At 38.3% G+C, this 12584-nt stretch carries 12 protein-coding genes; 7 read left to right on the plus strand and 5 right to left on the minus strand.

From position 1 onward, the window contains the following. Nucleotides 1-23 precede the first annotated feature (23 nt). The 3 genes from coaD to waaA are packed head-to-tail and all read right to left on the minus strand — an operon-like array spanning nt 24 to nt 2556. The gene (gene coaD, locus AAC855_RS09480) at nt 24-506 is read right to left on the minus strand and encodes a pantetheine-phosphate adenylyltransferase (RefSeq protein ID WP_340609319.1); all 483 of its coding nucleotides are present in this window, start codon (nt 504-506) and stop codon (nt 24-26) included. Beyond that, nucleotides 503-1279: a glycosyltransferase family 2 protein gene (locus AAC855_RS09485; RefSeq protein ID WP_340609320.1), complete on the minus strand. Its 777-nt coding sequence runs from the start codon at nt 1277-1279 to the stop codon at nt 503-505. The genes coaD and AAC855_RS09485 overlap by 4 nt, the downstream gene beginning before the upstream one ends. Further along, nucleotides 1279-2556, minus strand: coding sequence for a lipid IV(A) 3-deoxy-D-manno-octulosonic acid transferase (gene waaA / locus AAC855_RS09490; protein WP_340609321.1), 1278 nt, complete (start codon nt 2554-2556; stop codon nt 1279-1281). Before waaA ends, AAC855_RS09485 begins: the two co-directional genes overlap by 1 nt. 219 nt (nt 2557-2775) lie before the next feature. Here waaA and rfaQ point away from each other — a divergent pair, with 219 nt between their 5' ends. From rfaQ to AAC855_RS09525, 7 genes are all read left to right on the plus strand, one after another. Continuing rightward, nucleotides 2776-3840, plus strand: a complete 1065-nt coding sequence (rfaQ, locus tag AAC855_RS09495; RefSeq protein ID WP_340609322.1) for a putative lipopolysaccharide heptosyltransferase III — start codon at nt 2776-2778, stop codon at nt 3838-3840. Then, complete coding sequence (locus tag AAC855_RS09500; RefSeq protein WP_340609323.1) at nt 3837-4967, plus strand: glycosyltransferase family 4 protein; 1131 nt, start codon at nt 3837-3839, stop codon at nt 4965-4967. The genes rfaQ and AAC855_RS09500 overlap by 4 nt, the downstream gene beginning before the upstream one ends. Then, nucleotides 4964-6067, plus strand: a complete 1104-nt coding sequence (locus tag AAC855_RS09505; protein ID WP_340609324.1) for a glycosyltransferase — start codon at nt 4964-4966, stop codon at nt 6065-6067. Before AAC855_RS09500 ends, AAC855_RS09505 begins: the two co-directional genes overlap by 4 nt. Nucleotides 6068-6097: 30 nt before the next feature. Beyond that, nucleotides 6098-7204 (plus strand): glycosyltransferase family 9 protein, encoded by a 1107-nt coding sequence (locus tag AAC855_RS09510; RefSeq protein WP_340609325.1) that lies wholly within the window; start codon nt 6098-6100, stop codon nt 7202-7204. Between the two features lie 64 nt (nt 7205-7268). After that, a complete protein-coding gene (locus tag AAC855_RS09515; RefSeq protein ID WP_340609326.1) occupies nt 7269-8228 on the plus strand; it encodes a polysaccharide deacetylase family protein in 960 nt (319 codons plus the stop codon). 126 nt (nt 8229-8354) lie between these two features. Then, a complete protein-coding gene (locus AAC855_RS09520; protein WP_340609327.1) occupies nt 8355-9434 on the plus strand; it encodes a glycosyltransferase in 1080 nt (359 codons plus the stop codon). 243 nt (nt 9435-9677) lie between these two features. Continuing rightward, on the plus strand, nt 9678-10568 hold the full coding sequence (locus AAC855_RS09525) for a GNAT family N-acetyltransferase (protein ID WP_340609328.1): 891 nt from the start codon (nt 9678-9680) through the stop codon (nt 10566-10568). On the opposite strand, the gene rfaC is transcribed toward AAC855_RS09525, so the two are convergent. Both rfaC and rfaF read right to left on the minus strand, forming a co-directional pair. After that, a complete protein-coding gene (rfaC, locus tag AAC855_RS09530) occupies nt 10548-11525 on the minus strand; it encodes a lipopolysaccharide heptosyltransferase RfaC (RefSeq protein WP_340609329.1) in 978 nt (325 codons plus the stop codon). The two genes, AAC855_RS09525 and rfaC, sit on opposite strands and share 21 nt — an antisense overlap. Then, nucleotides 11525-12577, minus strand: a complete 1053-nt coding sequence (gene rfaF, locus AAC855_RS09535) for an ADP-heptose--LPS heptosyltransferase RfaF (RefSeq protein WP_340609330.1) — start codon at nt 12575-12577, stop codon at nt 11525-11527. The genes rfaC and rfaF overlap by 1 nt, the downstream gene beginning before the upstream one ends. Between the last annotated feature and the right edge of the window lie 7 nt (nt 12578-12584).

The raw sequence follows: 12584 nt of genomic DNA on the forward strand, positions 1-12584 counted from the left end.
GGGCTCAGGTGCCCCCGGGAAGATTAATTCCCTAGCTTCTTCAACATGGCTTGTGTAACTGGTTCGGGCAAGAATGATGAAACATCGCCATCATGACGGGCAACATCTTTAATCAAGGATGATGAGACAAAGGATAAATTTTGAGAAGGTAATAAGAAAACGCTTTCCAGCTCGGACATAAAATGCCGATTCATATTGGCAAGCTGCCATTCATATTCAAAATCAGAAATTGAACGAACACCACGAATTAAAATTGTCGCCTGCTGTTTTTTCGCAAAATTGGCCATTAATTCGCTGAATCCAACGACTTCAACATTATCTAAATGAGAAGTCACTTCTGTTGCCAGCGCGACGCGTTCTTCGAGAGTGAACATAGGGTTTTTTCTGTCACTATTGGCGATCGCCAGCAAAACATGGTCAAACATATTAGCTGCACGGGTCACAATATCGAGGTGACCGTAAGTTATCGGATCAAACGTACCGGGATAAATCGCTTTTTTTTTCATTGTCTTTGATTCTCTGCTTGGGTGAGTTCCCAGAGTGCTGCATATTTATTGAATGTATACTGAGCATTGACAACAGCTAATATTAACCCCTGTTTGCCATCAAGGAAACCTGCTCTTAGCAGCCATGTTTTGAAAAATGCGCCCATTGTATGGCTGATAATAGAAGAATACCGGGTGGTTTTACCCTGTTCGTGGCGTTGTCTGGCCCAGTCTTTTGCGTAATTCAGTTGTTTCTGCTGGAATTCCATCAGATTGCGACAAGTTAAATGGCGTAAGTCGCCTTTTAATGTCACGACACGGACACCCAGAGTATCAAGTGATTCATGAACCTGATTATCGTTATATTGATAACGTTCACGGCAATAAAGGCGGGTGACTTTATCAGGATACCAGCCACTGTGCTTCATGAATCGGTTCATAAATAAGTTCAGACGAGCACAGGCATAGACTTTATTATCGTCAGGCGATTCCAGAATCTGCTCAATTGAAGCCTTTAATTCCGGAGTAACCCGCTCATCAGTATCAATCATGAAAATGTAATCACCACTGGCATAGGATTGTGCAATTTGCCGTTGGGGACCGAAGCCTGGCCATTGTGTATTGGTGTACACCTTCGCACCCATCTCTGTGGCTATTTGGCAGGTAGCATCGGTACTGCCAGAGTCCAGAACGATAATTTCATCCGCCCAATCCACAGATAACAGGCAATCACCAATCAAATCAGCGGCATTTTTGGCAATCATTACAACGGACAGGCGTTTTCTCGCACTCATCAATGGCTCCGTGGTGGGAGGTAGGGTTCCAGTAATTTTAACAAACGTTGCAATGCGCCCTGATTTTCATGTAGCACTTCGGCTGCGTGACGACCGTAATAAAGGCGGTAGTCTTCATCTGTCAGCAGGCTATTAACAGCACCACTTAAAGATGGGCTATCTGTCACTGTAATAAGACCATCAGCTTTATTCAGCTTGGCACAGATATCCTTAAAATTGAATGTATGTGGACCCATTATGACAGGGATTGCATGAGCGGCAGCTTCCAGAGGATTATGACCACCACGCTCGATTAAGCTACCACCGACAAAAGCTAAATCAGCGATACCGTATAAGAGCATCAGTTCGCCCATTGTATCACCGATAACAACCTGAATATTGGCATCAGGGATAGCGCCGGAACTTCTCAATACTGACTTTAGCCCTGCTTTTTGTGTTAATTCCTCTGCCTTAGCAAAACGCTCAGGGTGGCGAGGAACTAAAATTAACAGTAAATCAGGATGCTGTTTTAATAAATTTCGATGCGCATCCAGTATAATTGTTTCTTCGCCCTCATGAGTACTGGTGGCGATCCAGACGGGACGGTGTGCAGCCCATTGGCGGCGAAGCGTAACCGCTTTGGCAGCCAATTCTGGTGTGACTGAGATATCGAATTTAAGACTACCTGTAACTGCCAGTTGGGTTCGTTTCAGTCCTAATTCAATAAAACGCTCACCATCTTCCTGATTTTGTGCTGCGATGAGTGTTATTTTATTTAGAATAGTTTTAATAAAACTGTTTATTTTCTGATACCCGGTGGCGGAACGTGCTGAAAGTCTGGCATTAGCAATAACCAGTGGTATTCCGCGCTGATGTAGTTGGGTAATGAGATTAGGCCATAGTTCAGTTTCCATAATAATCACCAGCTTGGGATTGGTATTATCAAGGAAGCGTCCCATAGAGCCCGGTAAATCATACGGCAAATAAACATGGTTAACATCAGCCCCCAGTGCAGAAAGTACCCTTTCCGAACCGGTTGGCGTCATCGTTGTTACAGTGATTGGCAAAAAAGGATAGTGGTGCCGTAATATCCTGACGAGAGGAATAGCAGCTAATGTTTCTCCGACTGAAACCGAATGGAGTAAGATTCCTCCCGGTTTAACCTTGTGGGCACAGAAACCATAGCGTTCACTCCAGCGCTTACGGTAAGCCGGAGATTTACGGCTGCGCAGTAGCAGGCGCAACCAGATAATAGGTTGGATAAGGTAAAGAAGTACCTGATATAAGCGAAGCAACATTCTATCAAATTCACTGAAATAGACTGCGGCTATAGTATCACATTGGATTGAAGAAAGTGTGCAAAATGCGGATATGTTGTTCGTATTCCCCTAAAAAGATAAGGGGAACAATTTGTTGTAAGTTTCAGCTTTTTTTGAGATGTACAGGCATAAGTCCGGAGCCTGTTATTCTGAGAATTTAATAAATATATCTGCTATCTGATAGCTATTGGAAATGTAATGGGAAAAACAACCACTCAATACCAAAAGATTCTGCTCATTAAGCTCAGGCACCATGGTGATACATTGCTCATCACCCCTGTTATTAATACTTTGAAAGATAATTTTCCTGATGCTGAAATAGACGTTTTGCTCTACAAAGAGACGGAACCTATGTTGAGAAATTTTAGCCGAGTATCCAATATTTTTACCATAGACAGACTGTGGAAAAAGGAAGGCATAAAGTTTCTGCTCTCCCATTACTGGCATTTGTTAAAGGCATTGAAAAATCGAAGATATGATCTGGTTATTAATTTAGCTGATCAATGGAGTAGTGCATTGGTTTCTTTATTGGCAGGTTCTGCACGGCGGATAGGCTTTGATTTCCCTAAACGACAAAACCTGCTATGGAAAGCCTGTTTTACAGATTTAATGTCTACGGAAGGGGAAGAATTCTTACATGTAGTTGAGCAAAATTTATCAGCACTAAAGCCTCTTAATCTTCCTGTTACTAATTTTGACGTCACGATGAGCTATTCTCGTGAAGATAAAGAAAAAATATTCAGCCTTCTTCATATTGGTAGAGTTCATCAGAAATACATCGTGATTCACCCTGCATCACGCTGGTTTTTCAAATGCTGGGATGAAGATAAGATCAGCCAAACTATAAATACATTACAGGCAGATGGTCATACAGTTGTTGTTACGTCAGGAAAGGATACTCAGGAAAAAGATATGGTTGAGCGAATTTTATCCGCCTGTTCTCAGGAAAATGTCATTTCTTTAGCGGGACAGATAACATTGCCTCAGCTGGGAGCTTTGATTGATCATGCGGAACTATTTATTGGTGTTGATTCTGTCCCCATGCATATGGCTGCTGCATTGAAAACACCTTGTATTGCGTTATTTGGACCATCTAAGTTAGTCTTTTGGCGGCCATGGCAAGTCAATGGGGATGTGATTTGGGCAGGGAATTACGGTAAATTACCGGATCCTGATGATATTGACACTAAAACTGAGACCCGATATTTAAGCGCTATCCCAACAGATGTGGTGATTGAAACGGCCCGGAGATATTTATCATGAAACCTGTGCGTCTGGCTATTGTCCGGCAGAAATATCGCCCTGATGGTGGTGCTGAACGTTTTATTTCCAGAGCATTAGGTGCATTGGATAATGAGAACCTGGAGTTAAATGTTATCACTCGATCCTGGCAAGGCGATATGAATCCGAATTGGCATGTGCATTTAGCCAACCCTTTTAAATGGGGACGTATCAGCCGTGAAAAGGGTTTTGCTGACGCAGCCAGAGCTATTTGGCTTAAAGAACACTTTGATATTGTCCAGAGCCATGAGCGAATAGCGGGTTGTGATATTTATCGGGCTGGTGATGGTGTACATCAGCGTTGGTTGCAACAAAGAGCAAGGATTCTGCCGAACTGGAAAAGTAAATTACTTTTTGCCAGCCGTTATCATCGATATGTCATGGATGCTGAAGCACGGATGTACTCGTCACCTGAGTTGAAGAAAGTTATTTGTAACTCAGAAATGGTCAAACAGGAAATTATGGAAGATTTTGGCCTCTCAGCAGAGAAAATTTCTGTGATTTATAATGCTATAGATCAAACACAGTTTTTTCCAGTTAGCGAGGATGAGAGAATCGTACTGCGGCAACAATATGCCATTCCGGCTCAGGGTAAGTGCTTTGTATATGTTGGCTCCGGTTTTGAAAGAAAAGGCCTGAGAGCGGCAATTGAAGCAATCAGTATGACTGACGCTTATTTAGTCGTAATTGGGCAGGATAAGGAAGTTAATAAATACAAAAAGTTAGCCAATTCCCTTGGTTGTCATGAACGAGTGCGGTTTTTGGGAGTCCAAAAAAAGACATTACCTTTTTACCAGATGGCAGATGGTTTATTATTACCAACATTATATGATCCTTTCCCGAATGTTATTTTAGAAGCAATGGCATGTGGCTTGCCTGTTATAACCAGTAAAACCTGCGGTGGGGCTGAGTTCGTGGAGTGTGGAGTAAATGGTTTTGTCTGTGATGCTCTGGATATTAATGCGTTGTCAGAAGCGATTTTTTTAGTACCTTCAGATCATTTGACCAGTAAGATTTCTATGTCAGCAAAAGAAAAGATAATGGCTTATACACCTGCTTATCTATCCCAACAGCTTACTGCGCTATATAGTGAGGTACTCTCCCTATGAGTAGGCATATCCTATTTATCATTGATGGATTGCCGGGCGGAGGTGCTGAAAATGTTGTTGTGCGTCTGTGTCGTGGGTTGAAACAGAAAGGTTTTGCTATCACCTTGTTATCGTTATCTGACAAATGTGAATATCCTATTCCTGAGCATGTTGATTTAATTATTAATGCTGACGAATATACAGGTCCTTTTAGAAGACAGACTGAGATTTTTCGTAGAGCTAAATCTTTGGATAGAGTTTTGAAAAAAAACTTTCTTCAAAAAGGAATCCCTGAGCTGGTGATATCGAATTTGCATAAAACCGATCGCATAGTAGCCAGATCGAAAATATTGTTTGATCTAAATGTATGGTTTTGTATTCATGGCGTATTTTCTAAGTCTTACCTTGAAAATAAAACAGGTTTAGCACGCTGGCTTAAAAAACGTAAAATTCAGCGAGTCTATCAGGATCGTAACTTGATTTGCGTCTCCGATGCGGTTGGCTCTGATTTGAAAGAAAATCTCTCTGTTACGGCACGAAGGATGGTCACGATTTATAATCCATTCAACATTGCTGAAATTAAGTTGGGTTCATTAGAAAATAATCCCTATTCTGATCAAGATTATATTCTCCATCTTGGGCGTTTTCACCAAGTAAAGCGTCATGATCGTTTGCTGGAGGCGTTTGCCAAAGCTGCCCTTCCCTGTAAATTATTAATTGCAGGTAATGGTGATGAGAAGACGACAAATGAAATCAAACAAAAAATTATTGATCTCAGTTTACAGTCCCGAGTGAAGTTAATTGGATTTTTAACAAATCCTTTACCTGTAATACGTGAAGCTAAAGCAGTTGTACTCAGCTCGGACAGTGAAGGATTAGGAAATGTTCTGATTGAGGCTTTGATCTGCAATACGCCGATTGTTAGCACAAATTGTCCGGGTGGAGTGAGTGAAATAATGGTTGGAGAGTTAGAAAAATATAAATCTGAGCTTACTTCAGATTCACTGGCAGATAAAATGCGTTTGGTTTACCAGAATCCACCAGCCATTACGGAAATGATGTATAAAAAGTTTGATCAGAAAGTTGTGGTTAATGAGTATTTATCATTGATAAAAAAATGAAGTTTTTATTTTATTCTTTGAGATGAGCTAATGGTTGAAAAAAGATTTAAAAAATTTCGTGAAATAAATAGAAGGAAAAACTATTTTTTCAAAACAATAAGATTTAATTTAGCTAAAAAACTTTTTGATAAGCGGAAAAAAAAAGATTTTTCCCTTGCTGGTATTAAAAAAATTCTCTTTTTAAGAGACGATAATAAAATAGGTGATATGATAGTGTCTACACCTATTTTTAAATCTTTATCTCAGAATGGATATGAACTGCATGTATTGTCAGGTCATTCTAATTACTGTGTTATAGAAAATAATCCGTATGTTGATAAAGTATATTTCTATCCTGATAAATATATAGATATAATTAAATTAGGATTGGATATGAGGAAAGAAAAATATGATCTTATTATCGACATGGGTGAGCAAATACCTGCCATCTATCTCTTGTTTATAAGATTAATTAACTCTAATAATTTGATTGGATTTAATAAAGAAAAAATAAATTTGTATAATAAAAATATAACCTATTTAGGATATGACTTGCATATTACAGAGAGGTATAAATCCTTAATGTATAATATGAATGTTAAGGATTTTAATATGAAATATGATATACATATTCCTGATAGCCTTAAGACTAAAGTGCATGAATTTTATTCTCAATTACCCGGGGAAACAACGGTTGTCATTAATCCATTTTCTGCAGATGAAAAGAGAGATTTATCTAAAGAGCAATTAATTAGGATTATATCTCATCTTGAGAATTCATATGGTTCAATAAATATTATATTGATTGGTAACCATGAGAGGATAAAGGATATTTCGTATTTAAGTAATTGTATTTTAAATCCATTTGTTGATTTTATTAGTGCTGTGGAAATAATAAGGAATTCCGACTTGGTCATTTCACCAGATACTTCAATTGTACATGTTGCCGCTGCATATGAAAAAGATATCATTGCATTATATGGTAATGATAAACATGGTGAATTTATCAATAATCATGTCTGGGGGCCGGGAAATAAGAATGCTATTCAATTAGTTCAAGAAAAAGCTAATAGTAAAATTAGTGAAATCCCCACAGAGAGAATTTTAGAAAAGATTGACGTTTTTTTATCTTCATTGGAGAATAAAAATAACCACTAAAAAAATAGAGGTTCAAATATTACCTATGGTAGATATAAATAAACTATAACAAGGTGCATTTCTCATGAGTAAGCCAGCATTTATTATCACAATTGATACTGAAGGTGATAACCTTTGGATGAATAATAACCACATTTATACTAAAAACACACGATACTTACCTAGGTTTCAGAATCTTTGTGAGCGTTTTGAGTTTAAACCTGTTTGGTTGACTAATTACGAAATGGCAATGGATGATAGCTATATCGAATTTGCTAAAGATGTCATTGCCAGAAATACAGGAGAGATCGGTATGCATCTGCATGCCTGGAACAATCCTCCGATTATACCCCTGACTGATGATGATATGCATTATAAGCCGTATTTGATTGAGTATCCGAAAGATCAGATCAAGGCGAAAATCGAATTAATGACAAATCTGCTTGAAGAAAAACTTCAGACTAAAATGGTGAGTCACCGTGCTGGTCGCTGGGCATTTAACGAGTATTATGCGCAATTACTGGTTGAATATGGTTATCAGGTAGATTGCTCTGTTACACCTAAAGTTAACTGGCGTTTTACGAAAGGCGACCCTAATGGAAAGGGAGGAACAGATTATAGCTACTTTCCATCTCATGCTTATTTTATGGATTTGCAAGATATTTCTAAAGAAGGAGGGTCTTCTTTATTGCAAGTACCAATGAGTATCCAGTATAAACACTCTCCGTTTATGACTTTTATTAAGCAAAAATACGATACTCTCAGAGGGAAACAACGTTCTCCATCGGTTAATTGGTTGCGCCCAAAAGGCGGTAATCTGGAACAGATGAAAACTGTTGTCCAGCAAACATTGGCATCTGGTAGTGATTATGTTGAATTTATGTTGCACTCATCAGAATTTATGCCTGGAGGAAGTCCAACATTTAAAGACGCTGAGCAAATAGAATTACTTTATCAAGATTTGGAAGGATTATTTGAGTTTTTGAAACCGTTGGTTGATGGAATGTCATTGACAGAATTTTATAATTTAAAATGCAAACGTTAATGATTTATTTTTTTGAGTAGCAATATATTCAATTAACTACTTTTTAAATATGTAATTATATATTTTTAGTATTATACTATAATATTTCCTCCTTTTTTATAAGGAATTAATCTATTAAGGTTTTCTATGTCTACAAAAAAAATAATGATTGTTGGTTTTGAACTTAGTGGGTTAGGGGGTACAGAAACAGTATGTAAAAAATTTTACCATTTATTGAATGGTATTTCATACACAACATTTGTTTTTTTAAAACAGGATAATACAAAAAATAGCTATGATTGGCTTGGAAACATAAAATACACTACATTAGTCTGTCATCAAAAAAATACACCTTTACGTAGATTTATATTTTCATATAAGCTATCTAAAATAATTAAAAATGAAAATCCAGATATAATAATATCAATTGATAGTATTAGTTGTTATATTTCTAATCTAGCTAAAAAGTTATCTTTTAAAGATATAAAAACATTCTCATGGATACATTTGTCGCTATTTACTGCATATAAAGCCAAGTTTTCTCTAAAAGCAGAAAATCATTTATCTATTAGTAATGGGAATGCACAATATTTTATTGAACATGGTGTTAAAAAAGAAAAAATACACACTGTATTTAATCCATTTGAAAGAAAAAAAACAATAATATCAAGACCTAATGGTGTGGCTAAATTTATTTTCATAGGAAGAGTTCTTGCAAAAGAAGGTAAAAATTTACAAGAAATGTTTAATGCATTATCCATGGTTGTGGGGAGTTGGGAGTTACATATAATAGGTACTGGAAATGATTCTGATGTAAATTTTTTAAAAAAATTAGCTAATGATATAAAGATTTCTAATAATATATTTTGGCATGGATGGATTAAAGATCCTTGGGGGTTTGTACGAAAAAATATTGTTGAAGTATCATCATTACTCTTAACATCAACAAATGAAGGGTTTCCTATGGTATTAGGAGAAGCTATTTCTTATGGTGTTTATTGTGTTAGTTCTGATTGTCAGACAGGGACAACAGATATTATTAAACAGTATAAAAATGGAGAACTATATCCGTTAGGAGATATTAAAGCATTGTCTTATATACTACAGAGTATTATTTCTAAAAAAGAACTTCCAGAATATGATGAGATAAAAAATACAATAAATGATGTTTATGATGAAGAATATGTTATGAAAATAAAGTTAGCTTTAGGGATTTTTGATCGTTAACATAATAAATGTTATAGTTATTTTTTTGATATTTTAGGTGTGGTTTTATTAACCGCACTATTTTTGTGCAAGATATATATATATTGTTATATATAAAACTATCACTATTTATATAGTGTTATAAGTTTGTTTAGAATACTTTTTATTTATTGTATACTAGGCGTAGTGATGGTGATTTAATATAAACCATATAGTGAGTTATTTTAAAAATAATTATACGATTTTAGTATTTACGGATTTCATATGAGAAAAATAAGTACATTTATTTCAGGATGGAAAAAATGCAATTTTGAGCAATATAAAGAAGCTCACGCTCTTTTTGGTGGTTGTGTCTTAACTCATCCTAATATTATCTCTTTTTTAGACAGGCACACTGGCGGAAATCAATTTTTCTTCCATCTTAAAGAAGAAGCGGACTCTATTCATGGAGCTTATTTTTCTGCTAAAAAAACAAAATTAGTAGAAAAAATACACGGTGAGTATCCGTTACCGATAGATGAAGTTATATTTCCTATCGAAGCAGATAAAAAACTATTCTTACCGATAAAATCAAAGAGGCTTTCTCCTCTACATAAGAATAATGCCCGTAATGCCAGCTATAAAGTGCCTTTTAGCAAGCGTCAAATTTGCTTGATTAAAGATAATTTTTCTTACAAAACCCGCCGAAATCGTAAAAATGAAATAAATAGATTTACCCGTGCAGGTGGAGAGATTCGTGCTTCAAATGAATTCAGTGCGGAAAAATTAGTTGATATTTACATCGATTTGTATCAAAAACGCTGGAATTATCAGCATTCGTCAGAAGAACTTCAGCGTTTGCTTGAAATATATACGGAACTCAGGGAACATGTTTTTGGGTATGTCTTACTCATTAATGGTACGCCATGTGCGTACGATTTTGTATTACGTGCGGATAGCCCGAAATGGATCTCCTTTGATGCCATTAATGGAGGATACGATCCCGAATATGCGCATCTCAGCGTTGGTAGCATTTTGATGTGGGTTAATATCCAGGAAGCAAAAGCACTATGTCAGGCAGCAGATAAAACGATGCGTTACTCATTGGGTAACCCTACTCTTGAGTATAAAAACCGTTGGTGTGAGACGTTTCCGTTAGGAAAGATCCTCTTTTAGCACATCCTGCAAGAACAGCATAACTTCTGATGGTTTAATACTCTTCATTGTATTATCTTTTGACTTCAGAGCGTGCTGTTCTTTCCCATAGCCGCCTATCAAGCCGGGGTCTGTTGGGCCGAACAGGGTAATATTTGGGCGATCAAGTGCCGCTGTAAGATGACTCAATCCGGTATCAACAGACACAATAGCTTTCGCGTTGGCAAGTACTTGTGCGACTTCTGCTAATGTCAGTTTTGGTAACACTTCAACATGGGAAAAACCGTCTGCCAGCCGTAGTGCTCGTTGGTGTTCATGTTCTGCTCCCCAAGGAAGTTTGATTTTCATACCAGTAGACTGAATTTCTGCAATAAGTTGCCTCCAGTGCTCTTCCGGCCAGTGTTTTTCATCACGAGTCGTCGCATGCAGGAATACAAGATAACTGCTTTTACTTTCCGTTTGCTGATTCAGAAAATGGCGGGCAATAGCGTAATCACCAGAATCTGCCGGTTTCTGATAACCCAGACTATCTGCAAACAATTTACGGATGCGCTCTACAGCATGTTGCTGCTTGCTCACTGAGTGACGCTGATCGTAGAAAAAACTGGCAAGTGGTTCACGAACACTTTTTCTGTCATAGCCATGTTTTATGCCATGTGCCAATCGCGTCACGAAAAAAGCACTTTTCAACAGACCCTGAGCATCAATAATTGCATCGTATTGTTGCTGCTGTAATTGCTCTCTGAAACGTGTCCGTTCTTCACAGATATCTTTTCTGAACCAGTTTTTTCTCCAACGACGAATAGCAACCGGAATAACATTTTCAACTGCACTGTGCCATGTGGGAATTTGGGCAAAGCCTTCTTCAACAACCCAGTCAAATTTAATATTCGGTATCTGTTTTTTGGCATCTGTTAATGCGGGCAAGGTATGTAACACATCACCCATTGAAGAGGTTTTTACCAGTAAAACACGCATTAACGCTGGTTCTCCGCCTGTAAAAGTTTTTCCAGTGAGGCCAAAACCAACTCTGGCTGAATATCAATAAGACTCTGATGATAGCCACCATCACTGTCGCCTTTCCTGACCTTATGGTAGCCGGTAATCAGGCGGATCACTTCAGCTTTATCTGACAGCGGGGGAGTAAAATCAGGGCTGCTTGGGCCATATAGTGCCACCAGCGGACGGTTCAGGGCTGCCGCGACGTGCATTAAACCTGAGTCATTGGTAACAATAGCATCACAGGCTGCGATAATATTCACTGCTTGTTCAAGGGAAGTCTTGCCTGCAAGGTTGAGGCACTGTTTACGGGCGTCTTCACTCAAAAGTGCGCGGATATCTTCACCGGCTTCATTGTCTTTAGCAGAGCCAAACAGCAGTATCTGATAGCCCTTTTGGGTGATCAGCTGTTCGGCAAGTACGGCGTAATGATAATGCGGCCAGCGTTTCGCCGGGCCAAATTCTGCACCAGGACAAAAACCGATAACTGGGCGATGATCGTCGATATTAAATGCGGCGGTTGATTCTGCAATATCTTGCTCACTGACAGCCAATTGAGGCCATAACAGAGGATGAGAAAGATCTTCAGCACTGCGTACAGTTTTTCCGTTATATGCAAGCGCCACATAGCGCTGAACCATAAGCGGAAAAGCACTTTTATTCAGAGTGCGGATATCATTCAGCAAACCATAGCGCATTTCACCACGCCAGCCTGTACGCAAAGGGATATTGGCGAAGAAAGGCACCAAAGCAGATTTAAACGAATTAGGGAGGACGTATGCGCGATCATATTTACGTTCACGCAGTGCTACCCCAAGACGGCGGCGCTCACCAAGGGCAAGTGCCCCATGCCCCAGAGGCATTGCCAGAGCTTGATTAACCTCCGGCATTTTGGCCAGTAATGGACGACACCATTCCGGCGCCATCACATCAATTTCTGCATTTGGGTACAAAGCCTTCAAGGTACGGTAGAGGCTTTGTGACATCATCATATCACCCACCCATGATGGGCCGATCACCAATATCTTCATAAAGGTC

The sequence above is a fragment of the Xenorhabdus bharatensis genome (assembly GCF_037996705.1).
Taxonomy (GTDB): domain Bacteria; phylum Pseudomonadota; class Gammaproteobacteria; order Enterobacterales; family Enterobacteriaceae; genus Xenorhabdus; species Xenorhabdus bharatensis.